Below are 25,700 nucleotides of genomic sequence, written 5' to 3' on the forward strand. Positions count from 1 at the left end.
CATCGGAAACCAAATTGAACGCACCGCTTAAATCAGCGCAAACGATGCCCGTCGGGGTAGTCCTTCGCAAGTCACCCGGCGTGACGAAATGGGCGAAGGTCGTTTGGCGTGCGGTTTGTGTCCTTCCCGGTGCCGACCCCGCCGATTGGAAGCTGCTGCGTACCGAAGGCGAGGTGTCCGACTATCACGTGACCACTGTGCCGCTGACGCTGTACCGCTCTGACACCGAAGCCTATGTGCACGGGCTCGCCGCGAATGTGCCCTGTCTCTATGTCATCTGCCGCGAAACCCGCGACCCTGCCCGCCCGCTTGAGGTGGTGATGGTTACCGCCTCTCCCTATGAGGCGCAGGATTACAGCGACAATGGCGAAGATATCGTCGAAAAGGTCATGATGACCCCGCAGGTCCATGCCTGGATCAGCGCCTATGTCGACACGCACCACGAAGAAGAAGCCTTTGTGAAGCGTCGGCGCGACAAATATCAAGAGCCGAAGCAAGACGGGATCGGGGACGCGCGCATCTCGCAGACGACCGATGTCTACCGCGCACCGCGCACGTCGCGTTCGGGATCCTCGCAATGACCCGTCACACATCCTTCTGGGATCGCCGCCGCGCTGCCGTCAAGGCAGAGGAAGCCGCCGCGCAGCAAGCCGCCGCAGAGCAGGCAGAAGCGCAGCATCAGGCCGCGCTGGCGGAAAAATCCGACGCCGAACTGCTGGCAGAGTTTGATCTGCCCGACCCTGATACGCTGAAAGCGGGCGATGATTTCTCGGCCTTTATGGCGCGTGCCATCCCCGAGCACCTGCGCCGCCGTGCACTGCGCAAACTGTGGGTTTCCGATCCGGCGCTGGCCTGTCTGGATGATCTGGTCGACTACGCTGACGACTATACCCAAGCCTCTGCCGTGACGAATTTCACTACAAGCTATGAGGTTGGCAAAGGGCTGCGCCGTCATATCGAAGATGTCGCGCGCAAGGCTGCGGCCGCGCTCGACACCGCCACCGATGCGGCAGAAACACCTGTTGAAACAGAGCCGACCCCGTCCATCGTTCCGGCAGAGGTCGACGCACCCGCCGTTGCCGTGGCCCAAGCCGATACCCCCGCAGCGCCCCCCGTCGCCGAAACAGCGATGGAAGAATCCGCAGCCCTGCCCCCGCGCCGCATGGCCTTTCGTTTTGAGGAGCAAAGCGCATGACCGCTGCCGCCCAAGCCACCCAAGTCTCTGCCGAAGATCGCCTGCGCGCCGATCTGTACAATTACCTTGGCGTGATGCTGGCCCGCCCTGCGGATCAGATGTTGCTGGACCAGACCGCCGGCCTGTCCGGCGATGACAGCCCGTTGGGCGAGGCGATCAACGGGCTTGCGCGCGTGGCCAAGGCCATGACCCCCAAGAAAGTGCAAACCGAATTCAACGCGCTGTTCATTGGTCTTGGTCGGGGCGAGCTGCTGCCCTATGCCAGCTACTACCTGACCGGCTTTCTGAACGAAAAACCCCTCGCCGCCCTGCGCAGCGATATGGCCGCACAGCGCATCAGCCGCGCCGAGAATGTCTTTGAACCCGAAGACAACATCGCATCCCTGATGGAGATGATGGGCGGTATGATCGTCGGGCGCTTTGGGGCTCCGGCCAGCGACGCCACGCAGCGGGCGTTTTTCAACAAACACATCGCGCCTTGGGCGGGTCACTTCTTTACCGACCTGCAAGGGGCCAAGAACTCCGTCCTATATGCCGGGGTTGCCGCAGTCGGCAGCGCCTTCATGGACATTGAACGCGAAGCATTTCGTATGACGGCGGGATAACCGCACCACATCAGGCGGGGCTTCCCCCCGCATAACCAAGGAAAGGGGTACAACCCATGACCCAGGATACCAAAGGCACCAACCGCCGCAATTTCCTGAAACTGGCAGGGACAGCCGCACCGGCAGCCGCCGTTGCCGTGGCCAGCAGCGGCACCGCCGCCGAGGCGCAGCCAGTCGATCTGCAATCGGACAAGATGCAAGATACCGCGCACACCCGCGCCTATCTGGAAAGCACACGCTTCTAATTCAGTGATCATCACCCCGCGTGCCTAACCACCGCGGGAGGGAAACTCAGCCCCGGTCCGACCCACACGGTCAGAGCACGCGGGCATCAAGGGAGACTATTATGCTTCGGAAAAAGACCAACGGGATGGCACGACGGCCCCAGCGGGCGGGCATGCTATCCGACATCGCGGAAAAATCCGTTGACCGTCGCGCATTCCTGCGCGGGTCCGGTCTGGCCATCGGCGGCCTTGCGGCGATCGCATCGACCGCGGGCTCTGTCACACAAGCGTCAGCTGCCACCGCCGTCAGCGGCGCGGTAGAGACGATCAAATCTGTCTGCACCCACTGTTCGGTTGGCTGTACCGTCATCGCCGAAGTGTCGAACGGCGTCTGGACGGGTCAGGAACCCGGCTGGGACAGCCCGTTCAACCTTGGCTCGCATTGCGCCAAAGGGGCGTCGGTACGCGAACACGCCCACGGTGAACGCCGCTTGAAATACCCGATGAAAAAAGAGGGTGGCCAGTGGGTCCGGATCAGCTGGGAACAGGCGATCAACGAGATCGGCGACAAGATGAACGTGATCCGCGAAGAAAGCGGTCCCGATTCCGTCTACTGGCTCGGCTCGGCCAAGCACAACAACGAACAGGCGTATCTGTTCCGCAAGTTCGCGGCCTATTGGGGCACCAATAACGTCGACCACCAGGCGCGTATCTGTCACTCCACCACCGTTGCGGGCGTTGCGAACACATGGGGCTACGGCGCCATGACCAACAGCTACAACGACATCCACAACAGCCAGGCGATCTTTGTCATCGGCGGCAACCCTGCCGAGGCGCACCCCGTGTCGCTGCTGCACCTGCTGAAAGCGAAAGAGCAGAACAACGCGCCGATGATCGTGTGCGATCCGCGCTTTACCCGCACGGCGGCCCACGCGGATGAATATGTCCGCTTCCGTCCCGGTTCGGACGTGGCGTTGGTCTGGGGTATCCTCTGGCACATCTTCGAGAACGGGTGGGAAGACAAGGAATTCATCCGCACCCGCGTTTGGGGCATGGACCAGATCCGTGACGAAGTCGCGAAATGGACACCCGAAGAAGTCGAACGCGTCACCGGCGCACCTGCGTCGCAGCTTGAACGCGTTGCGCGCACCCTGGCCAACAACCGTCCCGGCACCGTGATCTGGTGCATGGGCGGCACGCAGCACAGCAACGGCAACAACAACACCCGCGCGTACTGCATCCTGCAGCTGGCTCTTGGCAACATGGGCACCGCAGGCGGCGGCACAAACATCTTCCGCGGCCACGACAACGTGCAGGGTGCCACAGATCTGGGCGTTCTGGCCGATACGCTGCCGGGCTACTATGGTCTGTCCGCAGGGGCATGGGCCCACTGGGCGCGGGTTTGGGAAGAAGACCTTGAATGGTTGCAATCCCGCTTCTCCAAGGCGTCGTTCAACGACACCTCGATGATGAACCTGACCGGTATCCCCGTGAGCCGCTGGATTGACGGCGTGCTGGAAGACAAGGAAAACATCGACCAGCCGGACAACACCCGCGCGATGGTTCTGTGGGGCCACGCGCCCAACTCTCAGACCCGTCAAAAGGAAATGGTCACCGCGATGGAGAAACTCGACCTGATGGTCGTTGTCGATCCATATCCAACGGTGTCCGCCGTGATGCAGGACCGCCAAGACGGGCTGTATCTGTTGCCCGCAACGACCCAGTTCGAAACCCGCGGCTCTGTCACCGCGTCCAACCGGTCGCTGCAATGGCGTGATCAGGTCGTCGAGCCCCTGTTCGAATCCAAGCCCGACCACACGATTATCAAGCTGTTCGCGGACAAGTTCGGTTTCAGCGACCGTCTGTTCAAGAACATCGCGCTGGACGGGGACGAACCCAACATCGAGGACCTGACCCGCGAGTTCAACCGCGGCATGTGGACCATCGGTTACACCGCACAAAGCCCCGAGCGCATGAAGATGCACATGGCCAACCAGCACACCTTTGACCGCACCACGCTGCGCGCCAAAGGCGGACCGGCCGACGGGGACTTCTATGGTATGCCTTGGCCCGCATGGGGCACCCCCGAGATGAACCACCCCGGCACAGCGAACCTGTACGATATGTCGCTGCCCGTTGCCGAAGGCGGTCTGACCTTCCGCGCCCGTTTCGGTGTGGAACGTGACGGGGACAACCTGCTGGCCGAAGGCGTCTACAGCGCTGGTTCCGAGATCAAGGACGGCTACCCGGAGTTCACCATGTCCATGCTGCGTGAACTGGGCTGGGACAAGGATCTCACCGACGAAGAGATGGCCGTGATCAACTATGTTGCAGGCTATCCCGAAGGCCAACCAGCGAACGCAAAGCCGGACGAGGAAGTCGGTGAAACATCCCAGACCGGCGAGACCCCGTCGGACTATATCGCCGACACCGGTGGCGTGAACTGGAAGACCGACCTGTCGGGCGGCATCCAGCGTGTCGCGATCAAGCATGGCTGTGCCCCCTTCGGCAACGCCAAGGCCCGTGCCGTGGTCTGGACCTTCCCCGATCCGGTGCCAATCCACCGCGAACCGCTGTACACCAACCGTCGTGATCTGGTCGCCGACTACCCGACCTATGACGACAAGAAGTTCTGGCGCCTGCCCACCATGTACAAGTCCATCCAGGAGAATGACTTCTCCAAGGACTATCCGATCGTGCTGACCTCTGGTCGACTCGTGGAATACGAAGGTGGCGGCGACGAAACCCGATCCAACCCCTGGTTGGCCGAGCTTCAGCAGGACATGTTCATCGAGATCAACCCGCGCGACGCTAACAATCTGGGTGTGCGTGACGGTGCCGATGTCTGGGTCGAAGGCCCCGAAGGCGGCAAGGTCAAGGTGATGGCGATGGTCACGGAACGTGTCGAAAGCGGCGTGGCGTTCATGCCATTCCACTTTGGCGGCCACATGGAAGGCGTTGATTTGCGGGACAGATACCCAGAGGGGGCCGACCCATACGTCCTGGGTGAATCCACCAACACCGCGCAAACATATGGCTATGACTCAGTAACTCAGATGCAAGAGACCAAAGCGACTCTCTGCAAAATCTGGACAGCGTAAGGAGACTATTAAGATGGCAAGAGCAAAGTTTCTCTGCGACGCCGAACGCTGCATCGAATGCAACGCCTGCGTCACGGCCTGTAAGAACGAACACGAAGTACCGTGGGGCATCAACCGCCGTAAGGTCGTCACCATTCAGGACGGCCAACCCGGCGAGCGGTCGATCTCGGTTGCGTGTATGCATTGTTCCGATGCGCCCTGTATGGCGGTCTGCCCTGTAGACTGCTTCTACCAGACCGACGACGGCATCGTTCTGCACTCAAAAGACCTGTGCATCGGTTGCGGTTACTGCTTCTACGCCTGCCCCTTCGGCGCGCCGCAGTATCCACAGGCGGGCAACTTCGGGTCGCGTGGCAAGATGGACAAATGTACCTTCTGCGCCGGTGGTCCCGAGGAAAACCACTCCGAAGCGGAATTCCAGAAGTACGGCCGCAACCGGATCGCCGAAGGCAAGCTGCCGATCTGCGCCGAGATGTGTTCGACCAAAGCGCTGCTGGCCGGTGACGGCGATGTCGTCTCGGGCATCTACCGCGAACGCGTTGTCGCGCGCGGCTTTGGCTCGGGCGCGTGGGGCTGGGGCACGGCATACGAGCAAAAGGGCGGCTAAGCCCCCTTTCGCATATTCATGCTTTCCTTGGCCCGCTGGCACCTGCTGCTGGCGGGCCAACTATCTTTATCCTGTCGGAGGTCCCGATGACATTGCTGCGCGTTCTGCTGCCTCTCATATTTCTTGTGTCCTTTGCCGGTCTCTCCGCCGCGCAGGATACCTCGGGCGATGCCTCGGTCTTGCAACCGGGCCAACAGTCGCTTGAAGACATCATGGCCCGCCAACGCGGCGAGGACGTGCCCTTTGGGGCCGAGCTTCCCTTACCGCTAGAGGGCAACCCGCCCCCCGCCGAATCTCATCTTGGACCGCTTGGTAGCGCATCCGATGCGGACCTGTGGCGCGAGATCCGGGCGGACGCCCTGCCCGACGCGCGCGCCAGCAACCGCGGACCTGCGGCCAAGGTTCTGATGCAGGACGGTGGCATGTGGTGGCTGAACTTCCGTCACGGCCCGCTGCTGACCTATGGCAGCCTGCTGTTGGGTGTCACCGTCGTGCTGATGGCGATTTTCTATCTGATCCGCGGACGTATCCGTATTGAACACGGGCGCGCGGGTATCACCATCGAACGGTTCAAATTCATCGAACGCTTCGGCCACTGGCTGATTGCAAGCTCGTTCATCCTGCTGGCCATCACCGGTCTGCTATCGCTTGCGGGGCGCAAACTACTGATCCCGCTGTTCGGGCACGAGGCGTTTTCGACCTTCGCCATCGCGAGCAAGTGGATCCACAACAACGTGTCATGGGCCTTTATGCTGGGGCTGGTGATGGTGTTCGTCATGTGGATCGTCCACAATCTACCGGATCGCACAGACATCAACTGGATCCTCAAGGGCGGCGGGATCTTCGGCAAGGGTCACCCCCCCGCCAAGAAGTTCAACGCCGGTCAGAAGCTGATCTTCTGGGCCGTCATCATTCTGGGCACCTCGATCTCTGTCTCGGGTATTTCGCTGCTCTTCCCGTTCGAACTGACGATGTTCGAACCTACGCTGGCGCTATTGAATGACATGGGCGTACCGCAACTGTTGGGGCTTGGCACAATAGACGCCACGCTGACCCCGCAAGAGGAAATGCAATATGCCCAGCTGTGGCACGCCGTTATCAGCTTTGTTCTGATGGCGGTGATCATCGCGCATATCTATATCGGGACACTCGGCATGGAAGGCGCGTTCGAGGCGATGGGGTCGGGCGACGTCGATCTTGAATGGGCGCGCGAGCACCACAGCATCTGGGCCGATGAAGTTGTCGCGAAGCAGGGTAAACCTGCCTCTGGCACGCAGCCGGCAGAGTGATATGATGCACCCAACGCCCCCCACCCAGCGTGCCAATGCGCATCAACGAGGTACGGAATGAAAGCTTTTATCACTGCCATCGTCGCCTTGGTCATTCTTGCTGCGGGCATGAACTTTGCGTTGGACAACGCAGGGTTCTCCGCGGCCGAGCAGACCTCGTCTGATCGCAATGTCCGGCTGGGCGACTAAGACCGCATCCTATGCATAGCAAACTCCGACGGCCCGCCCGATGAATGATATCTGGGCGGGCCTTTCTTCTGCGTTCTGGCTGGTTGTTACCGGCGATCCCGACCTGATCGAGATTACGCTCAGGTCGTTGCAGGTCAGCCTTACGGCGCTGGTCATTGCCTCGGCCATCGCGCTGCCCTTCGGCACATGGCTCGCCATCCGCCGTTTCCGCTTCCGCCGTACCGCGATTGCGGTGCTGAACTCACTCATGGGATTACCGCCCGTCGTGGTGGGGTTGATCGTCTATCTGCTGCTGTCGCGCGCCGGTCCCTTCGGGGTGCTGGGGCTGCTGTTCACGCCCACGGCGATGATCATTGCGCAGGTGATCATTATCACGCCGCTCATCGCCTCTATCACCCATCAGGCGATGCGTGATCTTTGGGCCGAATACCACGATCTGCTGATCTCGCTGAACACCACCCCGACGCGGCGCATCCTGACGCTGATCTCGGACGGCCGGCGGGCCTTGTTGACGGCGGCGCTGGCAGGCTTTGGCCGCGCCATCGGCGAGGTCGGCGCGATCATGATTGTGGGCGGCAACATCGACCACGCCACCCGCGTGTTGACCACCGCCATCGCGCTGGAAACCGGCAAGGGTGATTTCGCACTGGCGCTTGGGCTGGGCTTTGTGCTGATCGCGCTGGCGCTGAGTGTGAACCTGATCATCCACGCCCTGTCGCGCACAGAAAGAGAGGGCAGATGGTGACCCCCCTGCTGCCCGCCCATATGCGCGACGTCAGCGTCACCCGCCGCGGCAAGCGATTGCTGGGCCCCGTGGACCTGACCCTTGGCAAAACCGGCTTCACGATCCTGCTAGGCCCCAATGGCGCGGGCAAGACGACATTCCTCAAGGCGCTGCACGGGCTTGAACGGCTGTCGACGGGCGCGGTCACATGGGCCGTGCCCGATGACCTTGCGCGGATGCGACAGGCCTATGTCTTCCAAAGCCCCGTGATGCTGCGCCGGTCGGTGCGCGCCAATCTGGGCTATCCGCTGGCGATACTTGGCCAGCCCAAGGCGCAGGTGAACAAAGCGGTAGAGGCTTGGGCGGCTCGCATCGGCCTGACGCCCGCACTGGACCGCCCCGCGACGGGGTTGTCCGGTGGCGAGAAACAAAAGCTCGCCCTGGCCCGCGCCTTGATCCGCACCCCCGAGATGCTGCTGCTGGATGAGCCCTGCGCCAATCTGGATGGCCGCTCCGTCAAGGATATAGAGTCGCTGCTACAGTCTGCCCATCAGTCAGGGACGCGCATCGTGATGGCGACCCATGATCTGGGTCAGGCGCGGCGCCTTGCAACTGAAATATTGTTTCTGTTTAAAGGTCGTATTCACGAGGCTGGCCCGGCGCCCGATGCGTTTGACGCCCCGCAGACCCCGGAATTCAAATCGTTCCTGAATGGAGATATTTTGATATGAGATCCTTGATTACCGCTCTTGTTCTAGCACTTGGCACCACGGCTGCGCAGGCGGACACCATGAAAATGGCTGTCACCACGTCCTTCAACAACTCTGGTCTGTCCGACGTTCTGCTGCCCGCCATCAAAGAAGATCTCGACCTTGACGTGCAACTGCTGATCGTCGGCACCGGTCAAGCCTTGCGCTTGGGCGAAGCAGGCGACGTCGATGCCATTCTGGTACACTCCAAGAAAGCCGAAGAGGCCTTTGTCGCCGACGGCTATGGCACCCACCGCCGCGAGATCATGTATAATGATTTCGTCCTGATCGGCCCAAATGACGACCCCGCCGCGATCAAAGACGCAGAGGCTGCGAAGGACGCGCTGGTCAAGATCGAAGCCGCCGAGGCCCCTTTCGTGAGCCGTGGCGACGATAGCGGCACCCACAAGAAAGAACTCTCGCTTTGGGCCGGTGCTGATCTGGACCCCGCGACATTCGGTGAATGGTACAAAGCTGTTGGCGCGGGCATGGGCGCGAGCCTCAACACCGCTGCAGGGATGGGGGCCTATATCATGTCCGACCGTGCAAGCTGGTTGAACTTTGACAACAAGGCCGATCTGGCAATCCTCTTTGCAGGCGATCCAGTGCTGTTCAACCAATATGCCTATATTCCGGTGAACCCCAAAAAGCATGCGCATGTAAACAAAGATGCCGCGGCCCAGTTGGAAGACTGGCTGGTCGGCGACCGCGCCAAAGACCTGATCGACAGCTATACGATCAACGGCGAAAAGCTGTTCACCTTTAACGCCGAGCAGTGATTTAAACGGTTTGAGAACGTCACCAAGCGCGGTATCAAACCGTATGAAATCATTGATCATCCATATGTCCACCAGCACCGCGCGGCACGCCAATGTCGCGCGGTTGCTGCAGGATCTGCCCGATGCGCAGGTCGTCGAAGCGGTGAATGGCCGCGACCCTACGCAGGTCGCAGATGTGCGCATCCACTCTGGCAACCTGCACAGCCCGTCCTATCCCTTCGCCCTGACACCGGCCGAGATCGGCGTCTTTCAAAGCCATCGCAAATGCTGGCAGATGATCGTCGATCAGGGCTGGGATTACGCGATGATTGTCGAGGATGACCTCGCCGTGTCGCGGCCAGAGCTGGACCGCGCGTTGCAGCTTATCCACCAGAATATGACGCCCGATATGTACCTGCGCCTGCCGCCCAAGATGCGAGAGCTGCCCGCAGATGTCGTGGCGCGTGACGGCGATATGGCGTTGATCCTGCCCAAGCGGATCGGCTTGCAGTGTTGCTGTCAGGTGGTGGGGCGTGATGCCGCGCAGCGTTTGCTTGACGGATCGACCCAGATTGACCGCCCTGTCGATACATGGCTGCAGATGCATTGGGTGACGGGGCAAAAGCTCCACGCCCTGCTTCCCAATGGGCTAAGCGAAATCGCCAATCAGATCGGCGGGTCAACCATCCAGCAAAAAACCCGCACCAGCGGCAAGCTGATGCGGGAATTAAAGCGGGCGTGGTATCGCACGCAGGTTAAATTGCGACCTCAGAAAGCCTGAGATCCGGCCCTTAGCTGGGCGCTTTGGTGGTGCGCAGGTAGGGCAGGATCTTGTTGAAGTCGCCGAACTTCGCCTTGGCGTCATCGTCCGACAGGGTTGCGGGGATGATTACGTCGTCGCCGACATTCCAGTTCGCCGGTGTCGCCACGCCCTTTCCGGTCGAGGTTTGCAGCCCGTCCAGCGCGCGCAGAACCTCGGCAAAGTTGCGGCCCACGGTCATCGGGTAGGTCATCGACAGCTTCAGCTGCTTGTCCGGCCCGATGATGAACACGGCGCGGACTGTGGCGCTGTCGTTGGGGGTGCGGCCATCGGGCATATAGGCGTCGGCGGGCAGCATGTCGAAGGCTTTGGCAACGGTCAGGTCGTTATCCGCGATGATCGGAAAGCCCGCTTTGGCACCGGCGAAGGTCTCGATATCGCCTTTCCATTTCTTGTGCTCTTCAACACCGTCCACGGAAATGCCCATCACCTTGGTGCCGCGCTTTTCCCATTCGTCGGCAAGCTGTGCGACTGCACCGAATTCCGTGGTGCAGACCGGCGTGAAATCCTTTGGGTGCGAAAAAAGGATCGCCCAGCTGTCGCCCACCCAGTCGTGCAGGCTGATCGTGCCCTGATCGGTTTCGACAGTCAGATCGGGGATGGTATCGTTGATGCGCAAGGACATAATATTCTCCGGCTTCATGGTTTCGGTTTGTCGTTCTCCACTTATGTAAGACGTTGCGCTGCCGGTTTCACCCCCTCACTTGCGGGTCTCCAGATGTGGTGACATGGTACGCGCAACAGGCTGGGGGAAACGTCCCCGGCACCGCATGACAAAAGGAGTTTTCCCATGCTGGAGAAGCGCGAGTTTTACATCAACGGTGAATGGGTATCCCCCGCCAAGCCGAATGACTATCACGTGATCGACCCCACCACAGAGGAGCCCTGCGCGGTCATCTCGCTTGGGGATCAGGCGGATACCGATGCCGCGGTTGCCGCCGCCAAGGCCGCCCTGCCCGGCTGGATGGCGACGCCTCCGGCGGAACGCATCGCCCTGCTGGAAAAGCTGCTAGAGGTCTATCAGGCCCGCGCCGAGGATCTGGCCAAAGCGATGAGCACGGCCATGGGTGCGCCGATGGATCTGGCCCGCACGTCGCAGGTTGGTGCCGGCTCTTATCACCTGAGCAACTTCATCAAGGCCGCGAAAGAGTTCAAATTCGAACAGCCGCTTGGCGATCACGCCCCGAATGACCGGATCATCCGCGAAGCCGTGGGCGTTGCCGGTCTGATCACGCCGTGGAACTGGCCGATGAACCAGATCACGCTCAAGGTCGGCGCGGCGATTGTATCGGGCTGCACGATGGTGCTGAAACCTTCCGAGGAAAGCCCGCTGGACGCGATGATCTTTGCCGAGTTGATTGACGAGGCAGGCTTCCCCAAAGGGGTGTTCAACCTTGTGAACGGCGATGGCGTCGGTGTCGGCAGCCAGATGTCGTCGCATAAAGACATCGACATGATCAGCTTCACCGGCTCCACCCGCGCGGGCACGCTGATCTCGAAAGCGGCGGCGGATACGCTGAAAAAGGTCCACCTTGAACTGGGTGGCAAAGGCGCGAACATCATCTTCAACGATGCGGATGACAAGGCTGTCAAACGCGGCGTGCTGCACATGATGAACAACACCGGCCAGTCGTGTAACGCCCCCAGCCGTATGCTGGTGCAGTCGGATGTCTATGACAAAGCCGTCGAAGAAGCAGGCGCTGTGGCGTCGCAGGTTACCGTTGGTCCTGCCTCCGAAGATGGGCGTCATATCGGCCCCGTGGTCAATGAATCGCAGTTCAACAAGATTCAGGACCTGATCCAGAAGGGCATCGACGAAGGTGCGCGTTTGGTTGCGGGCGGCACCGGACGTCCCGACGGCTTGAACCGCGGGTTCTTTGTCAAACCCACTGTCTTTGCAGACGTGACCCCAGACATGACCATCGCGCGCGAGGAAATCTTTGGGCCGGTTCTGTCGATCATGAAGTTCGACAGCGAAGAGCAAGCGGTCCAGATCGCCAATGACACGGTTTACGGCCTGACCAACTATGTCCAGTCGCAAGATGGCGAGCGTCGCAACCGTCTGGCGCGTCAGCTGCGGTCGGGCATGGTCGAGATGAACGGCCAAAGCCGCGCCGCAGGGTCGCCCTTTGGCGGCATGAAGCAGTCGGGCAATGGCCGCGAGGGTGGCATGTACGGGATCGAGGACTTTACCGAGATCAAGGCCGTCTCGGGTTGGGCCGCTGAATAAGCAGCCCCTCGGCATCCCCCACAAACACCAAGGCCACCCTGCGGGGTGGCCTTTTTCGTCTGCGCCCTATGGCGTTTAGAACGGTGCCTTGGCGCGGATCTTGGTCGAATGTCCGCCCTGAGGATGGTTGAACCGCAACTCCTCTGAATGGAGCATCAGGCGCGGATACGCCAACGCGGGCCCAGTGGCGTAAAACGGGTCCCCCAGAATCGGATGGCCGAGGCTCAGCATATGCACCCTCAGCTGATGGCTGCGCCCTGTCTTGGGGCTAAGGCGCACCCGCGCGGTGTCGCCTTCGTCTTTCAGCACACGCCAGTCTGTTTGTGCGGGTTTACCCGTTTCATGGCAGACCATCTGGCGCGGGCGGTTCGGCCAATCCACGATCAGCGGCAGATCAATGGTGCCGGTCTTTTCCTGCGGTACCCCCCAGACCCGCGCGACATAGGTCTTGCGCGTCATCCGCTTTTCAAACTGCAATCCCAGATGGCGCTGCGCATGGGGCGTCAGCGCAAAGATCATCACGCCCGAGGTGTCCCGATCCAGACGATGCACCAGCAGCGCGTCCGGAAATGCGTCCTGCACCCGCGCGATGAGACAATCGGCCAGATGCGGCCCCTTGCCTGGCACCGACAGCAAGCCCGCGGGCTTGTCGACCAGCAACACTTCGGCGTCTTCATGCAGGACAACCAGCGGATCTTGGGGCGGATTATATTCTGTTTCCATAAGTGTCCGTCTCAGAGTTAGGGTAGGTTTTCAAGCCAATCTGTACCAAAGGACCCGGAATGCATCCTACTATTACCACGATGATTGATGTTGTCGCCAAGGGGGATTCGGAAAAGATCGCCCCGTTGCTGGCGGAAGACGTCACCTTCATGCCGCCGACATATTACAAGACCTGGACCGGCCGCGCCCCTGTGGCAGCGGTCCTGGGACACGTCGGCAATGTCTTTAGCGATTTCAAATACCGCCGGATCATGGGGGAAGGGACAGATTGGGCGCTGGAGTTCCAGTGCAAGATCGGGGATTTGGATGCCGTTGGCGTCGATCTGATCACCCTGGGTGACGACGGTCTGATCGCCAAATTCGAGGTGGTGATGCGCCCCTATAAATCCATCGGAGCCCTACGCGAGGCGATGAACGCACGGGTGATGAAAGACCCCAGCTTCCTCGCCTTCAAGGACGCGCTGTCCTGAGCGAATGATATAAGGATCGAGGGGCGCAACATGTCTGCGCCCCTCCTAGCACCTGATCAAGCCGGTTTGTGCCGCATCTGCCGGAACAGTGAAATCGAATAGATCACCAGCGCCCCCCAGATCAGCGGAAAGGCAATCATGCGCGCCCGCCCAAAGGGTTCGTCGAAGACCAGCACTGCGCAAAGGAAGATCATCGTCGGCGCGATATACTGCAAGATGCCGATGGTCGACAGCCGCAGCCGCTTGGCTCCGTTGGCGTAAAAGATCAGCGGCACCGCCGTGACCACGCCGCAGCCCACCAGCATCCACGTATTGAAGGGCACGCCCTGACCAAAGTGGTTTTGCCCCGTCATGATCAGGTAAACCAGATAGGCCAGCGCGGGGGCGAGCAGGATCAGGACCTCAAGCAGGAAACCCTGGTTTGGCCCGATCGGCAGCCGCTTTTTCGCCAGCGCATACAGCCCGAAGGTGAGCGTCAGGCTCAGCGCGACCCAAGGAAAGCGACCGGAATCAAGCGTCAGGATCGCGACAGCGACGGCTGCGAGCCCGATTGCCGCAAGCTGAAGTCTCGACAGACGTTCTCCCAGCAGCAGCGCCCCCAGCAGGATGCTGAACAACGGGTTGATGTAATACCCCAAGGCCGCGTCCAGCGCATGACCCGAGTTCACCGCCCAGATGTAGATGCCCCAGTTGACCGAGATCAGCGTCGCCGTGACACAGCCCATCGCCAAGGTACGCGGCGACCGGAACGCCTCGCGCAGGGTGGCGGTGCGCCCCAGAAGGATCAGCACCAATGCGCCCACGGGCACTGACCAGACTACCCGATGCACGACAATCTCTGCCGCGGGAATATGGGCGATGGCCTTCATGTACAGCGGCAGAAACCCCCAAAGACCATAGGCCCCGATCGCAAAGGCAAGCCCTTGGGGCGTGTCCTCGGGCGGGGCGGGCTGGGTGTTGGATAGGGTATCTGGGTTGCGCATATCGTGTCTCCTTGGGGTCTGCTTACGCCCGCAGGACCGCAGGGACCAGAGGGAAAGACTGACCCAAGGGCACTTGCCCCACAGGCGCGCGGGATCAGCCCGTGATCACCCCTTAGGCATCGGCGTATGCGCGCTGCCCAACAGCACCCCGTAGATGATAAAGCTGACCGCCATCACGCGGCGGAACCAGACGTTGAACACCGCCCCCAAGGCCGCCCGCCCCAGCCCCGCCCCAAGCGCCGTAAACCCGGTATAGCTGGCCGCGGTCAGGGTCAGCGCCGTCGGCACGATCACGATCATCTGGTCCCAGATCGGGACATCCGGCTGCACGAACTGGCTGAAGGCCGCAAGATATCCGGCGACCGATTTCGGGTTGATCGTCGCAATCGCAAAGGCACGCCAATAGACCGACGCGGCGGGGCGATCCTCCATCACCACAGGCTTGCCCGCCATGACCAGCCCGCGCACGCCCAGATAGATCAGAAACCCTGCCCCGATCATCTTGGCCACAAAGAACCCCGTGGCCGAGGCCGTCAGCAGCGCCGTCACGCCAATCGCTGACAGCGCCAGAAACAGCGAGGCCTGCGTCAGGATCGCCAGCACCCCGACCATCGCCCGCGCAAAGCCCAGGTTCATCCCGTTGCTGATACAGTTCACCGCGTTCGGCCCCGGCGTGGTGACAAACACCACCCAGAACAGGGCAAACACGAGCCAAGCGTCAAAGCTCATGACATTTCCTTTGATCAACGGGCAGGATCACCGGCCTAGACGTTTGCGAAAACAGATTTCAGAATCGCGGCGAGTTCGTCGGCGTCGGTCTGGTCAAACGCGGCGGGCTGGTTGCTGTCGATATCAAAGACACCCAGCAGCTCTCCGGCCCCGTTCCAGACGGGCAGGACCAGTTCAGACCGCGTGGAGGACGCGCAGGCGATGTGGCCCGGAAAGGCATCCACATCCGCAACCAGCTGCGTTTCGCCGGTGCGCGCGGCAGCACCGCAAACGCCACGCGCGAAGGGGATCACAAGACAGCCATGCCCGCCCTGATAGGGCCCGATCTTAAGCAGCTCTGGCGCGGTCACACGGTAGAACCCCGTCCAGTCAAAGCGGTCGTCGGCGTGGTGCACCTCGCAGGTGACGGTGGCCATCAGCGCGACGCTGTCGGTTTCGCCGTCGGTCAAGGCGTGGAGGGTTTTGGAGAGGGTAGGATAGTCAACGCGCATAAAATTGCCTTTTGTTACTGTCGGACCGGGGGGCTGTCTGCCCCCCGACCCCCGAGGATTTAATCCATTTGGAAAATCAGGGACGTTCGATCGCAATCGCGGTGCCTTCACCGCCGCCAATGCAGATCGCCGCGATACCCCGTTTCAGCCCGCGCTTTTCCAGTGCGTTCAGCAGGGTCACGATAATACGTGCGCCAGAAGCCCCGATGGGGTGGCCAAGCGCACAGGCACCGCCGTTCACGTTCACGATGTCATGGGACAGCCCCATTTCATGCATGAAGGCCAGTGGCACGACGGCAAAGGCCTCGTTCACTTCCCACAGATCCACGTCGTCTTTCTGCCAGCCCAACCGATCCAGCAGTTTCTGCGCCGCCGGTACGGGCGCGGTGGTGAAAAGCCCCGGTGCCTGCGCGTGACTGGCGTGGCCGAGGATATGCGCGCGGACATTCAACCCTTGGGATTTGGCTGCTGTTTCAGATGCCAGCACCAATGCCGCCGCCCCGTCCGAGATGGAAGACGCATTCGCCGCCGTGACTGTGCCGCCCTCGCGGAAGGCGGGTTTGAGTTCGGGGATCTTCTCGGGCCGTGCGTTGCCGGGCTGTTCATCCGCCGAGATGGTGACCGACCCTTTACGCGATTTCAGATCAACCGCTGCGATCTCGCCATCGAACGCGCCGCTGCTTTGCGCGTCGAGCGCGCGGGACAGGGAGGCCAGCGCATAGTCATCCTGCACGGCGCGGGTGAATTGAAATGTCTCGGCGCAGTCTTCGGCAAAGGTGCCCATCAGGCGGCCCTTGTCATAGGCGTCTTCCAACCCGTCGAGGAACATGTGATCGATCACCTGACCGTGCCCCAACCGCGCGCCGCCCCGCATTTTCGGCAGCACATAGGGCGCGTTTGTCATGCTTTCCATCCCGCCGGCGATCATGGTATCGGTCTGACCCAAGGCGATCTGGTCGAAGGCGATCATCGCCGCCTTCATCCCCGAGCCGCACATCTTGTTCAGCGTTGTCGCCGGCACCTCTTCGCCCAGACCTGCCTTGAAGCCGGCCTGACGCGCGGGAGCCTGGCCCTGCCCTGCGGGCAACACACAGCCCATCAGCACCTCGTCCACGGTATCGGTGCCGGCACCGTCCAGCGCCGCCTTGATCGCATGCCCCCCCAGATCGGCCGCGGTCAGATCGGCAAAAGCCCCCTGAAACCCGCCCATCGGCGTCCGCGCAGCCCCTGCTATCACGACTTTTTCCATTTCGTCCCCTCCCCGGGAAATGATCATCTTTTGGTAAGGTATCGGCGCTATGTCTTCTGGCGTCCGGGACACCTTGGAGATGACCATATGAAACTCTCGACCAGAACAGAAGGGCAGCTGCAAATCATATCCGTGATGGAAGACCGTATTGATGCCGCCGTTGCCCGCGCCTTTAAAGAAGCCATGCGGGATATGATCGAAGATGGGCCACCTGTGGTTATTCTGGATCTGGGGCAGGTGAACTTTATTGATTCCAGCGGGCTTGGCGCGGTAGTGGCGACGTTGAAACTTCTGTTGCCGGACCGCAGCCTGACGCTGGCGGGGCTGACGCCCTCGGTTGATCGGGTGTTCCGATTGACGCGGATGGACAGCGTTTTTCCCCTTTTCCCCTCATTGGACGCCGCATTGGCCGCGCAGGTGCCCGCATGAGCGCCCCGAACCGGAACGAAGGCACAGTCGGTCAGCCGGATACCCCCTATGGGTTCGAGGTGACGTTGGAAGCCTCTGCCGATGCGGTACGCGCGGCCCTTGGACATATCCGCACAGAACTGGCCGATCGGGGGCTATTGGAAGAGAACCTCGAGATTGTGGAACTGGTGCTGGCCGAGACGTTGAATAACGTGGTCGAGCACGCCTATGCCGGATTGCCCCAAGCGGGGTTAATCGGGGTGCGCGGGGCCTATGCGCCTGATGACTTGCGGTTTCGCATCACCGATCTGGGCAAACCGATGCCGGGCTTCACCCTACCCCCGGGTGAAGCATTCGATGTGCTGAAACTTGCTGACGAACTGCCCGAAGGGGGATTCGGCTGGAGCCTGATCCGGTTGCTGAGCTGCGAGCTGGAATATTCGCGCACCGGTGATATGAACCTGCTGGCGCTGCGCATTCCGCTTGCCGCGGGATAAGCTGGGTTTGGGGGGCCGCCACTAGGGGGGCCTTTGCGGCCGAGGGTTAAGTGTTGGTCACCTTTGGGGCAGCTTGAAGCAACGCTTCGCAATAGCGCCTCAAAGGTTTCATAATTCCGCCCAGCTTTGCGGGCAACGTCGGTTCTGTAGCTGCATATGGCTTCCCTCGGCGTTGCGTTTTAATAGCCCCCACCCAGTACGCAACGCCGAGGCACATTTGCTGTGCCCAATCCCCCTTGCAGTGCCCAACTCCCCTTTAGTGATTGCCCGCCCGTCCTGCACCGCGCTACGTTCAGGCCGATGACAGCAACCTGAGGCCAATGACATGCGCGACTTTCACCTTCCCGGACGATCCCCCGTTCTGGCGAGCAATGGCATGTGTGCCACGTCCCATCCTTTGGCCGCAAAGACCGCTGTCGATATTCTTGAGCGGGGCGGCAACGCGATGGATGCCGCGATTGCCGGTGCCGTGCTGCTGGGGATTTGCGAGCCGCAGATGACGGGGATCGGCGGGGATTGCTTTGTGCTGTATTCGCCAGCGGGCAGCGACGAGGTGCACGCGCTGAACGGATCGGGCCGCGCCCCTGCTGCGTTGGACGCCGCCCATTTGCGCGACGCTGGTGAAAAGACGGTACCGCTGCGCAGCGCCCATGCCGTGACCATTCCCGGCGCGATCGACGCGTTTTGCCACCTGTCCGACACCATCGGCACCATGGGTCTGGACACAATTCTTGCCCCAGCGATCCGCTATGCCGAAGAAGGCGTGCCCGTGGCGGCACGTGTCGCCTTTGATTGGGGCAATGATGCGGGCACCTTGCAGGGGGCCGCACGCGATTTCTATCTGACCGGCGGCAAGGCCCCAAAGACCGGCGACATCTTCCGCGCCCCCGGTCAGGCCGAAGTCCTGCGTCGGATCGCCAAGGACGGGCGCGATGCCTTCTATACCGGCGAAGTGGCCGAAGATATCGTCGCCTCTCTCAATGCGATGGGGGGCAAGCACACGGCAGAGGATTTCGCCGCCACCGCTTGCACCCCGGGTGAGCCCCTTGCCTCCAGCTATCAGGGCGTTGAGGTGCTGGAACATGCGCCGAACGGTCAGGGGGCGACGGCACTGTTGATGATGAACATGCTGTCGCATTTCGACATTGCATCCATGGATCCTTGGGGCGCGGAGCGTGTGCATATCGAGGCGGAAACCGCCAAGCTGGCGTATGATGCGCGCAATCGTTTTCTGGCGGACCCGGACCACACCGCACGTCTGGCCCATATGCTTGCGCCCGAAACGGCGCGGGAGCTGGCGGCGTTGATCAACCCGAAGAAAGCCATGACCGACCCCGTCGCCCTGTCAGAGGCGGTGCATAAGGATACGATCTATATCACCGTGGTGGACAAGGATGGGATGTCCGTGTCGTTGATCTATTCGATCTTCCACGGTTTCGGGTCCGGCATCGCGTCGGATAAATTCGGTATCCTGCTGCAAAACCGCGGTGCTGGTTTCACCCTTGACCAAGGGCACGCGAACGAGCTGAAGGGCGGCAAGCGGCCGATGCATACGATCATTCCGGGGATGATCAAACGCGACGGTAAGGTGATCATGCCGTTTGGCGTGATGGGCGGGGCCTACCAGCCCAATGGCCACGCGCGGTTTGTCTCTAACCTGACGGATTTCGGGCTAGACCCTCAGGCCGCCATCGACGCCCCCCGCGCGTTTTCCGACAATGGCATCCTCAAGGTCGAACGCGGCTATAGCGATGCGGTCCGTGCCGAGCTGGCCGAGATGGGGCATAAGGTCGAAATTCCGGCCACAGCCATCGGCGGCGCGCAGGCGATCCAGCTGCATGACACCGGTTTGCTGGAGGGGGCGAGCGACGCACGCAAGGATGGGTGTGCCCTGGGCTATTGAACAAGGATGCAGGGCGCGGGTCACCCGCGCTTTGCCTCAGTTCAGCTGGAAGTGCAGCGGATAGGCCCCATCGGTGAACGGACCGAAGAGATCGGGGATATCGGGATGGTCCACAGGTTCGCCCGAGTAATCGGCCACGAGGTTCTGCTCGGACACATAGGCCACGTAATAGCTTTGTTCGTTTTCGGCCAGCAGGTGATAATAGGGCTGGTCTTTCTCGGGGCGGCTGTCTTCCGGAATAGCCTCATACCATTCTTCGGTATTGGCAAATTCGGGGTCCACGTCAAAAATCACCCCTCGGAAGGGATGTTTTTTGTGCCGGACGATCTGGCCCAAGTGGTATTTCGCGCGCGTTCTTATCATAACATCGGTGCACCTACCGTTCGTTCGTAGTCCCTTCAAGGGGCTTTTGTCCAATCCTGCGACGCGCAACCAAGGAAACAGTTTGTGAACCTCGCCCTGACAGTGCTTGAAATTGTGGCTCCTGTGTTCCTGCTCGCGGGGATCGGCTTTGCCTGGGTAAAGCTGGGGTTCGAGTATCGCATCCAGTTTGTGACCCAGCTGGCGATGACCCTATCGGTGCCCTGTCTGATTTTCGTGTCGCTGATGACAACGCAGATCGACCCCGCCGCGCTGAGCGCTTTGTCACTGGCGACAGTGGCGGCCTATGGCGGGGTGACGCTGCTGGCTGCGGTGATCGTGCGCGTGTTCGGGTTGAACCGTCGGACGTATCTGGCCCCGATGATTTTCGGGAATACCGGCAATCTGGGTCTGCCGCTCGCGCTTTTTGCCTTTGGCGACACGGGGTTGGGTTATGCCGTTGTGGTCTTTGCCATTATGGCCATCTGGTCGTTCACCTTTGGCATCTGGCTGGTCGCGGGCTCTGGCTCGTTCGGGAAAGTCATCCGTGAACCGCTGGTCTGGGGCACGGCATTGGGCGCATTGTTTCTGGTTCAAGGCTGGGAAACGCCGATGTTTCTGACCAACACGCTGTCCCTGCTGGGTCAGATGGCGATCCCGATTATGCTGATCACATTGGGCGTTGCCGTGGCACGGCTGTCCCCCGGCGGGATCGGGCGCGCGGTGGTGTTGTCGCTGATCAAGCTTGCGATCTGCATCGGTATCGCCGCCTTGGCGGGCTGGTTCTTTGACCTTGATAAAATCGCGTTTGGCGTGCTGGTCTTGCAGGTCGCCACACCGGTGGCGGTGACATCCTACCTGCTGGCAGAGAAATACGGTGCGGATGCGCAGTCTGTCGCGGGGCTGGTTGTCGTCTCTACCGTGCTATCGGTTGCCGCTTTACCGCTTATGCTGGGGTTTCTGCTGTAATTTCTGGTGGGCGTCGGCAGGGCAATCTGATAAACTAAATGTAATAAAAACACGATAAAAGCGAGAGGCCGATGAGCAGAACCTTTTGCGCCCTGATAATTGCTGTGCTTTTGGCATCATGTAGTGGCGGTCCGACCAGTGCCCCACGAGACCTTGATAACGCATGTGCGATTCTCAAAGAGCGCCCAGAATATTACCGTGCATTCCGTGCAGCTGAACGCCGTTGGGGCGTGCCTGTCCATGTGCAGATGGCCACGATCCATCAGGAAAGCAAATTCATCGCGGACGCCCGTACGCCGTTCCGCTATGTTATCGGTGTGATCCCCATGGGCCGCCAGTCCAGCGCCTTTGGCTACAGCCAAGCGCTTGATGCGACATGGGATGAATATCTGGCCGAAGCTGGCGGTTTCCGCGCCAAGCGCGACCGGATCAACGACGCGTCGGATTTCATGGGGTGGTACATGAACAAGAGCCGCGACAAGAATGGCATTCCCCTGCACGACGCGGAGAACCAGTATCTGGCCTATCATGAAGGCAACACAGGCTATGCGCGCCAAAGCTATAATTCGAAACCTTGGCTGGTCGCCGTGGCCCGCAAGGTGCGTGCGCGCTCCGATATGTATCAGCAGCAGATTGCAGGGTGTCGCCTGTCACGTTGGTAAGCTGACCAACACCGGATAAAGAAAGGGCCCCGAACGCATGTTCGGGGCCCTTTTTCCTTAGCGGTTCACCTGACCGGGGCTGCCGACGTCAAACAGTTTGTTGGGCAGGCTGCCGCCCTTCTGCAGGTCGCCCAGAACCACGGTGGTCTTGGTGCCGTTGCCGTCGTTGATGATCCACTGGCGCAGCTCGACCGGGTTGCCGGTGAACTTCAGCTCGATATTGCCATATTCAGGATGCGCGGGGTCTTGGGCGCGCACAGTGGTCGCGGTGCCGTCATAGTTATGCCCCGTCACCATCTTGGCCTGACCAAGGTTCACATTCGCGGCCAGAATGATCGACAGCGGCGTTTTGGACAGCGGGTATGTCTCTGCCGGTTGGTTGGATTTCTTGTCGTAGATCACAACCGTATTGCTGCCCGCCACGACAATCCCCGAATCCGGTGCGTTGTATTCAAAGCGCACTTTGCCCGGACGTTTGATGTAGATCGTGCCGGTGCTGATCGAGCCGTCGTCGTTGATCTGGGTGAATTCGCCCTTGGCGGTTTTCAGATCGTTAAGATAGCCGGAAATCGCGTTCAGCGGCAGTTTGTCGGCGGCGGCGGGCATCACAGCTGCCAACCCCAGACCAATGGCCAGAACGGTGGTTGTAACAAAACGCATCATAGTCTTCCTATTCTTATTCCAGTGCCTTGCCTTCGACATAGGGCTTCGCGTCATGATATACGATATCACGCAGCAGGATATCGCCTAACACGCCCGAAATGCAAAAGGGGCTGGCCTGTTCCCAAGCCAACCCCCGGCGCCGCAATGACGTTCCGATTATTTTTGCGCGCTACCCCTGCTCTGGTATCAGGATCTCGCGCTTGCCCACGTGGTTGGCGGGCGAAACAAGGCCCGCGTCCTCCATCTGTTCGACCAGACGCGCGGCTTTGTTATAGCCGATGCCCAGCTTCCGCTGGATGTAGGATGTCGAACATTTGCGGTCTTTTGCAACGATCGCCACAGCCGTGTCATATTGCGCGTCTTCGCTGTCGGTATTGCCGCCCAGACCCAGAACCGCGTCGATGTTCCCTTCTTGGTCATCGGATGGCCCTTCGACCACACCCGACACATAATCAGGTTCACCATAGGCCTTGAGGTGGTTCACGATCTCTTCGACCTCTTCGTCGCTGACAAAGGGACCGTGGCAGCGCACGATCTTGGATCCGCCCGCCATATAGAGCATGTCACCCATGCCAAGGAGCTGCTCGGCCCCCATCTCGCCCAGGATCGTACGGCTGTCGATTTTCGAGGTCACCTGGAAGGAAATCCGCGTCGGGAAGTTCGCCTTGATCGTGCCGGTGATGACATCGACCGAAGGACGCTGTGTCGCCATGATCAGGTGAATACCCGAGGCCCGCGCCATCTGCGCCAGACGCTGGATGCAGGCTTCGATCTCTTTGCCCGCGACCATCATCAGGTCGGCCATCTCATCCACGATCACGACGATATAGGGCAGCGCTTCGGGCTTGAATTCATCCGTCTCAAAGATCGGCTCGCCCGTATCTTCGTCAAAGCCGGTCTGGACGGTGCGGCTGAACATCTCTCCCTTGGCCAGGGCCTCGCGGACACGACCGTTATAGCCTTCGATGTTGCGCACGCCCATCTTGGACATCTTGCGATAGCGCTCTTCCATCTCGCCCACGGTCCACTTCAGCGCGACAACGGCCTTTTTCGGGTCGGTCACAACGGGGGACAGCAGATGCGGGATGCCGTCATAGACCGACAGTTCCAGCATCTTGGGGTCGATCATGATCATCCGGCATTCTTCCGGCGTCAGCTTGTACAGCAGCGACAGGATCATTGTGTTGATCGCAACGGATTTACCCGAACCAGTGGTCCCCGCGATCAGCAGGTGAGGCATCTTGGCAAGGTTCGCGACCACAGGGTCACCGCCAATGTCTTTGCCCAAGGCCAGCGGCAGGCGCATGGTGCTGTCGCCGAAATCACGCGCAGCGAGGATTTCACGCAGCACGACTTTCTCGCGGTTCTCGTTAGGTAGTTCGATGCCAATCACGCTGCGCCCCGGCACGGTGGACACACGCGCCGACAGTGCCGCCATAGAGCGCGCGATATCGTCCGCCAGACCGATCACACGGCTCGCCTTGAGGCCCGGTGCCGGTTCCAGCTCGTACATGGTGACAACGGGGCCCGGACGGACGGCGACGATTTCACCCTTTACGCCATAATCATCCAGCACGTTTTCCAGCATGCGCGCGTTCTCTTCCAGCGCGTCGTCGCTCAGGTGCAGGCGTTCGACATTATCCGGGCTTTCCAGCAGGTTCAGCGGCGGCAGTTCAAATCCGGGGTGCGTGTCCTCAAAGGTCAACGCAGGCTGTGCCTCGGCCTGAGCCTGTTTGCTGGGCTGCACCGGCTTGCGCATCTGCGGCTGCACCACCTTGCGCGGCTGAGCCACGGGGATCTGCATGGCCGGTTCCCGCTCTGCCTCTTGCAGTGGCAGGTGGCTGTCGGTCATTGGTTCATCATCCAGAACCGCCATATCCGCGTCGTGATCCGGTTCGGAGGGGGTAAGCTCGAGCACGGGGCGCTCCGCGACCAAAGGTGCACGGCTTGCGGTTAAAGGCGGCTCCGCCCGAGTAGGGGAGGGGGCCGGCGCACCGGTCAATGGCGGCTCTTCGCGGCGGGCACCACGGGCGGTGGTATCCAGCAGAAGCGGGTCAGGGCCACGCCCGCGACCACGGGTCAAGGGGGCGGTGGTGGCCGTATGCACAGCCCCGCCGGTGCGCACGCGGCTTTTGATCACATCGGCGATCTTGGATTTGATACGGTCGCTGCTGGGGGCTTCGTCCAGCTCGGGTTCAGCCCATGTTTCGACCAATTCAGGTTCGGGCAGCGGGTCGGCGCGTTTGACCAGCGTCGGCATCTTCGACAGCAGGCCGGTTTTTGGCGCAGGTGCAGGCGCGTCGCTATAGGTCAGTTCGTCGTCATAGTATCCTTGGCTGGCCGCGAATTGCGCGTTCTCCTCGGCCTCGATCCGGTTGCGTTCACGGCGTTCAAGCTGGCGGGCCTGAATGCCCTGCGCGGCGGCAACCGCCCCCGACGCCCCCCGCCCCAGAAGGGTCATCAAACCGGCATAAGCCATGATCAGCCCGACCAGCATGAAGCGGAACAGACGTTGCAGTTCAAGTCGGGTGAAGCCGACAACAAAGGCACCAAAGGCAAGGATCGCCACGCCCATCAAAAGCGACATCAGCTTGATCGTAAAGGTCGACCCGATCGGCAGGACGGTCAGGATCACGCCCATGACCGTGTCGCCAAAAAGCCCGCCCAGACCAAAGCTATGGGTTTGCAGCCAAGCCGCATCCGGCGTCAGCGTTGCCCCGTAGATCGAACACAAGGCGACAGCAATCGGGGCAAAGATCAAACGGCCCACGGCGCGTTCCTCGCCGCGGTGCAGGGCAAAGCGTGCGCCCCAGGCCAGAAGGATTGCCGCGACAGACCAAGCGCCCCAGCCCACGATCATGAACAAAGGCGCGGCCAGCGACGCGCCCATGCGCCCCAGCCAGTTCTGCACCGGCGCATCGGTGGACACCATAAAGTTGGGATCGTCAGGGGTGTAGCTGCCGATCATCATGGCGGCCATAAGGCCCAGGGCGATCAGCCCGAGGCCCAGCAGTTCCTTGCCGCGTTTTTCGATCGCTTCGGCCATGTTGGTGTCTAGCAAAGGGTCGCGCCCACGTGTCTGATATGCCATTGCTCTGATCC

General features: G+C 60.9%; 28 protein-coding genes. 19 read left to right on the forward strand and 9 right to left on the reverse strand.

Annotated features, from left to right (window positions below):
- The first annotated feature begins 44 nt into the window (after positions 1-44).
- The 12 genes from C1J04_RS00490 to C1J04_RS00540 all read left to right on the forward strand — a co-directional run bounded on the left by C1J04_RS00490 (position 45) and on the right by C1J04_RS00540 (position 10,222).
- Entirely contained in the window at positions 45-581 is a 537-nt protein-coding gene (locus tag C1J04_RS00490; RefSeq protein WP_005850288.1) for a DUF3305 domain-containing protein, read from the forward strand.
- Positions 578-1,195, forward strand: a complete 618-nt coding sequence (locus C1J04_RS00495) for a DUF3306 domain-containing protein (RefSeq protein WP_009825481.1) — start codon at positions 578-580, stop codon at positions 1,193-1,195. The genes C1J04_RS00490 and C1J04_RS00495 overlap by 4 nt, the downstream gene beginning before the upstream one ends.
- Positions 1,192-1,800: a TorD/DmsD family molecular chaperone gene (locus tag C1J04_RS00500; RefSeq protein WP_009825482.1), complete on the forward strand. Its 609-nt coding sequence runs from the start codon at positions 1,192-1,194 to the stop codon at positions 1,798-1,800. Before C1J04_RS00495 ends, C1J04_RS00500 begins: the two co-directional genes overlap by 4 nt.
- A gap of 56 nt (positions 1,801-1,856) precedes the next feature.
- Entirely contained in the window at positions 1,857-2,045 is a 189-nt protein-coding gene (locus C1J04_RS00505) for a twin-arginine translocation signal domain-containing protein (protein WP_005850294.1), read from the forward strand.
- Between the two features lie 101 nt (positions 2,046-2,146).
- Positions 2,147-5,125, forward strand: coding sequence for a formate dehydrogenase subunit alpha (locus tag C1J04_RS00510; protein ID WP_037953965.1), 2,979 nt, complete (start codon positions 2,147-2,149; stop codon positions 5,123-5,125).
- A 13-nt stretch (positions 5,126-5,138) separates the two neighbouring features.
- The gene (fdh3B, locus tag C1J04_RS00515; protein ID WP_005850298.1) at positions 5,139-5,732 is read left to right on the forward strand and encodes a formate dehydrogenase FDH3 subunit beta; all 594 of its coding nucleotides are present in this window, start codon (positions 5,139-5,141) and stop codon (positions 5,730-5,732) included.
- Between the two features lie 86 nt (positions 5,733-5,818).
- Entirely contained in the window at positions 5,819-7,021 is a 1,203-nt protein-coding gene (locus C1J04_RS00520) for a formate dehydrogenase subunit gamma (protein WP_009825484.1), read from the forward strand.
- 57 nt (positions 7,022-7,078) lie between these two features.
- On the forward strand, positions 7,079-7,210 hold the full coding sequence (locus C1J04_RS19670; RefSeq protein WP_005850301.1) for a hypothetical protein: 132 nt from the start codon (positions 7,079-7,081) through the stop codon (positions 7,208-7,210).
- Positions 7,211-7,250: 40 nt separating this feature from the next.
- Positions 7,251-7,955, forward strand: a complete 705-nt coding sequence (locus C1J04_RS00525) for an ABC transporter permease (protein WP_005850303.1) — start codon at positions 7,251-7,253, stop codon at positions 7,953-7,955.
- Entirely contained in the window at positions 7,949-8,665 is a 717-nt protein-coding gene (locus C1J04_RS00530; RefSeq protein WP_009825485.1) for an energy-coupling factor ABC transporter ATP-binding protein, read from the forward strand. Before C1J04_RS00525 ends, C1J04_RS00530 begins: the two co-directional genes overlap by 7 nt.
- The gene (locus tag C1J04_RS00535) at positions 8,662-9,462 is read left to right on the forward strand and encodes a substrate-binding domain-containing protein (RefSeq protein ID WP_009825486.1); all 801 of its coding nucleotides are present in this window, start codon (positions 8,662-8,664) and stop codon (positions 9,460-9,462) included. Before C1J04_RS00530 ends, C1J04_RS00535 begins: the two co-directional genes overlap by 4 nt.
- A 43-nt stretch (positions 9,463-9,505) precedes the next feature.
- Positions 9,506-10,222 carry a glycosyltransferase family 25 protein gene (locus C1J04_RS00540; protein ID WP_009825487.1) on the forward strand — a complete coding sequence of 239 codons (717 nt, stop codon included), beginning with the start codon at positions 9,506-9,508 and terminating at the stop codon, positions 10,220-10,222.
- Between the two features lie 10 nt (positions 10,223-10,232).
- On the opposite strand, the gene C1J04_RS00545 is transcribed toward C1J04_RS00540, so the two are convergent.
- Positions 10,233-10,886 (reverse strand): peroxiredoxin, encoded by a 654-nt coding sequence (locus tag C1J04_RS00545; protein WP_037942750.1) that lies wholly within the window; start codon positions 10,884-10,886, stop codon positions 10,233-10,235.
- A gap of 165 nt (positions 10,887-11,051) precedes the next feature.
- On the opposite strand from C1J04_RS00545, the gene C1J04_RS00550 reads away from it, so the two are divergent.
- Positions 11,052-12,491, forward strand: a complete 1,440-nt coding sequence (locus tag C1J04_RS00550) for an aldehyde dehydrogenase family protein (protein ID WP_005850313.1) — start codon at positions 11,052-11,054, stop codon at positions 12,489-12,491.
- A gap of 75 nt (positions 12,492-12,566) precedes the next feature.
- On the opposite strand, the gene C1J04_RS00555 is transcribed toward C1J04_RS00550, so the two are convergent.
- Positions 12,567-13,214, reverse strand: coding sequence for an RluA family pseudouridine synthase (locus C1J04_RS00555; RefSeq protein WP_005850315.1), 648 nt, complete (start codon positions 13,212-13,214; stop codon positions 12,567-12,569).
- A 59-nt stretch (positions 13,215-13,273) separates the two neighbouring features.
- On the opposite strand from C1J04_RS00555, the gene C1J04_RS00560 reads away from it, so the two are divergent.
- The gene (locus C1J04_RS00560) at positions 13,274-13,684 is read left to right on the forward strand and encodes a nuclear transport factor 2 family protein (protein WP_009825489.1); all 411 of its coding nucleotides are present in this window, start codon (positions 13,274-13,276) and stop codon (positions 13,682-13,684) included.
- Positions 13,685-13,740: 56 nt separating this feature from the next.
- Here C1J04_RS00560 and rarD read toward each other — a convergent pair whose 3' ends face one another.
- The 4 genes from rarD to C1J04_RS00580 form a co-directional block, all read right to left on the reverse strand.
- The gene (gene rarD / locus C1J04_RS00565) at positions 13,741-14,667 is read right to left on the reverse strand and encodes an EamA family transporter RarD (RefSeq protein ID WP_009825490.1); all 927 of its coding nucleotides are present in this window, start codon (positions 14,665-14,667) and stop codon (positions 13,741-13,743) included.
- A 105-nt stretch (positions 14,668-14,772) separates the two neighbouring features.
- Positions 14,773-15,396, reverse strand: coding sequence for a LysE family translocator (locus tag C1J04_RS00570; protein ID WP_009825491.1), 624 nt, complete (start codon positions 15,394-15,396; stop codon positions 14,773-14,775).
- Positions 15,397-15,431: 35 nt separating this feature from the next.
- Complete coding sequence (locus C1J04_RS00575) at positions 15,432-15,887, reverse strand: GAF domain-containing protein (protein ID WP_037953968.1); 456 nt, start codon at positions 15,885-15,887, stop codon at positions 15,432-15,434.
- A 76-nt stretch (positions 15,888-15,963) separates the two neighbouring features.
- On the reverse strand, positions 15,964-17,136 hold the full coding sequence (locus C1J04_RS00580; protein ID WP_037953970.1) for a thiolase family protein: 1,173 nt from the start codon (positions 17,134-17,136) through the stop codon (positions 15,964-15,966).
- An 87-nt stretch (positions 17,137-17,223) separates the two neighbouring features.
- Here C1J04_RS00580 and C1J04_RS00585 point away from each other — a divergent pair, with 87 nt between their 5' ends.
- From C1J04_RS00585 to C1J04_RS00595, 3 genes are all read left to right on the forward strand, one after another.
- Entirely contained in the window at positions 17,224-17,565 is a 342-nt protein-coding gene (locus tag C1J04_RS00585) for an STAS domain-containing protein (RefSeq protein ID WP_009825494.1), read from the forward strand.
- Positions 17,562-18,041 carry an ATP-binding protein gene (locus C1J04_RS00590; RefSeq protein WP_009825495.1) on the forward strand — a complete coding sequence of 160 codons (480 nt, stop codon included), beginning with the start codon at positions 17,562-17,564 and terminating at the stop codon, positions 18,039-18,041. The genes C1J04_RS00585 and C1J04_RS00590 overlap by 4 nt, the downstream gene beginning before the upstream one ends.
- A gap of 325 nt (positions 18,042-18,366) precedes the next feature.
- Positions 18,367-19,944, forward strand: coding sequence for a gamma-glutamyltransferase family protein (locus C1J04_RS00595; RefSeq protein WP_037953973.1), 1,578 nt, complete (start codon positions 18,367-18,369; stop codon positions 19,942-19,944).
- A gap of 36 nt (positions 19,945-19,980) precedes the next feature.
- Here C1J04_RS00595 and hspQ read toward each other — a convergent pair whose 3' ends face one another.
- Positions 19,981-20,307: a heat shock protein HspQ gene (gene hspQ, locus C1J04_RS00600; protein WP_005850331.1), complete on the reverse strand. Its 327-nt coding sequence runs from the start codon at positions 20,305-20,307 to the stop codon at positions 19,981-19,983.
- Positions 20,308-20,391: 84 nt separating this feature from the next.
- Here hspQ and C1J04_RS00605 point away from each other — a divergent pair, with 84 nt between their 5' ends.
- Complete coding sequence (locus C1J04_RS00605; RefSeq protein WP_009825499.1) at positions 20,392-21,273, forward strand: AEC family transporter; 882 nt, start codon at positions 20,392-20,394, stop codon at positions 21,271-21,273.
- A gap of 71 nt (positions 21,274-21,344) precedes the next feature.
- Positions 21,345-21,935 carry a transglycosylase SLT domain-containing protein gene (locus tag C1J04_RS00610; RefSeq protein ID WP_174226590.1) on the forward strand — a complete coding sequence of 197 codons (591 nt, stop codon included), beginning with the start codon at positions 21,345-21,347 and terminating at the stop codon, positions 21,933-21,935.
- A gap of 57 nt (positions 21,936-21,992) precedes the next feature.
- Here the strand turns inward: C1J04_RS00610 and C1J04_RS00615 are convergent, their stop codons facing one another.
- Positions 21,993-22,595 carry a LolA family protein gene (locus C1J04_RS00615; protein WP_005850339.1) on the reverse strand — a complete coding sequence of 201 codons (603 nt, stop codon included), beginning with the start codon at positions 22,593-22,595 and terminating at the stop codon, positions 21,993-21,995.
- Positions 22,596-22,767: 172 nt separating this feature from the next.
- Positions 22,768-25,689, reverse strand: coding sequence for a DNA translocase FtsK (locus C1J04_RS00620; RefSeq protein WP_009825503.1), 2,922 nt, complete (start codon positions 25,687-25,689; stop codon positions 22,768-22,770).
- Positions 25,690-25,700 lie beyond the last annotated feature (11 nt).

This window comes from Sulfitobacter sp. SK025, assembly GCF_003352105.1.
Lineage (GTDB): Bacteria > Pseudomonadota > Alphaproteobacteria > Rhodobacterales > Rhodobacteraceae > Sulfitobacter > Sulfitobacter pontiacus.

Bases quoted from the DNA above. Each gene is read 5' to 3' on its own strand.
- C1J04_RS00535 (WP_009825486.1), top strand. From the start codon at position 8,662: ATGAGATCCTTGATTACCGCTCTTGTTCTAGCACTTGGCACCACGGCT.
- C1J04_RS00595 (WP_037953973.1), top strand. From the start codon at position 18,367: ATGCGCGACTTTCACCTTCCCGGACGATCCCCCGTTCTGGCGAGCAAT.
- fdh3B (WP_005850298.1), top strand. From the start codon at position 5,139: ATGGCAAGAGCAAAGTTTCTCTGCGACGCCGAACGCTGCATCGAATGC.
- C1J04_RS00555 (WP_005850315.1), bottom strand. From the start codon at position 13,214: ATGGAAACAGAATATAATCCGCCCCAAGATCCGCTGGTTGTCCTGCAT.
- C1J04_RS00490 (WP_005850288.1), top strand. From the start codon at position 45: ATGCCCGTCGGGGTAGTCCTTCGCAAGTCACCCGGCGTGACGAAATGG.
- C1J04_RS00525 (WP_005850303.1), top strand. From the start codon at position 7,251: ATGAATGATATCTGGGCGGGCCTTTCTTCTGCGTTCTGGCTGGTTGTT.
- C1J04_RS00620 (WP_009825503.1), bottom strand. From the start codon at position 25,689: ATGGCATATCAGACACGTGGGCGCGACCCTTTGCTAGACACCAACATG.
- C1J04_RS00615 (WP_005850339.1), bottom strand. From the start codon at position 22,595: ATGCGTTTTGTTACAACCACCGTTCTGGCCATTGGTCTGGGGTTGGCA.
- C1J04_RS00530 (WP_009825485.1), top strand. From the start codon at position 7,949: ATGGTGACCCCCCTGCTGCCCGCCCATATGCGCGACGTCAGCGTCACC.
- C1J04_RS00575 (WP_037953968.1), bottom strand. From the start codon at position 15,887: ATGCGCGTTGACTATCCTACCCTCTCCAAAACCCTCCACGCCTTGACC.
- C1J04_RS19670 (WP_005850301.1), top strand. From the start codon at position 7,079: ATGAAAGCTTTTATCACTGCCATCGTCGCCTTGGTCATTCTTGCTGCG.
- C1J04_RS00580 (WP_037953970.1), bottom strand. From the start codon at position 17,136: ATGGAAAAAGTCGTGATAGCAGGGGCTGCGCGGACGCCGATGGGCGGG.
- C1J04_RS00540 (WP_009825487.1), top strand. From the start codon at position 9,506: ATGAAATCATTGATCATCCATATGTCCACCAGCACCGCGCGGCACGCC.
- C1J04_RS00570 (WP_009825491.1), bottom strand. From the start codon at position 15,396: ATGAGCTTTGACGCTTGGCTCGTGTTTGCCCTGTTCTGGGTGGTGTTT.
- C1J04_RS00520 (WP_009825484.1), top strand. From the start codon at position 5,819: ATGACATTGCTGCGCGTTCTGCTGCCTCTCATATTTCTTGTGTCCTTT.
- C1J04_RS00500 (WP_009825482.1), top strand. From the start codon at position 1,192: ATGACCGCTGCCGCCCAAGCCACCCAAGTCTCTGCCGAAGATCGCCTG.
- C1J04_RS00590 (WP_009825495.1), top strand. From the start codon at position 17,562: ATGAGCGCCCCGAACCGGAACGAAGGCACAGTCGGTCAGCCGGATACC.
- C1J04_RS00545 (WP_037942750.1), bottom strand. From the start codon at position 10,886: ATGTCCTTGCGCATCAACGATACCATCCCCGATCTGACTGTCGAAACC.
- C1J04_RS00550 (WP_005850313.1), top strand. From the start codon at position 11,052: ATGCTGGAGAAGCGCGAGTTTTACATCAACGGTGAATGGGTATCCCCC.
- C1J04_RS00505 (WP_005850294.1), top strand. From the start codon at position 1,857: ATGACCCAGGATACCAAAGGCACCAACCGCCGCAATTTCCTGAAACTG.
- hspQ (WP_005850331.1), bottom strand. From the start codon at position 20,307: ATGATAAGAACGCGCGCGAAATACCACTTGGGCCAGATCGTCCGGCAC.
- C1J04_RS00495 (WP_009825481.1), top strand. From the start codon at position 578: ATGACCCGTCACACATCCTTCTGGGATCGCCGCCGCGCTGCCGTCAAG.
- C1J04_RS00585 (WP_009825494.1), top strand. From the start codon at position 17,224: ATGAAACTCTCGACCAGAACAGAAGGGCAGCTGCAAATCATATCCGTG.
- C1J04_RS00560 (WP_009825489.1), top strand. From the start codon at position 13,274: ATGCATCCTACTATTACCACGATGATTGATGTTGTCGCCAAGGGGGAT.
- C1J04_RS00510 (WP_037953965.1), top strand. From the start codon at position 2,147: ATGCTTCGGAAAAAGACCAACGGGATGGCACGACGGCCCCAGCGGGCG.
- rarD (WP_009825490.1), bottom strand. From the start codon at position 14,667: ATGCGCAACCCAGATACCCTATCCAACACCCAGCCCGCCCCGCCCGAG.
- C1J04_RS00610 (WP_174226590.1), top strand. From the start codon at position 21,345: ATGAGCAGAACCTTTTGCGCCCTGATAATTGCTGTGCTTTTGGCATCA.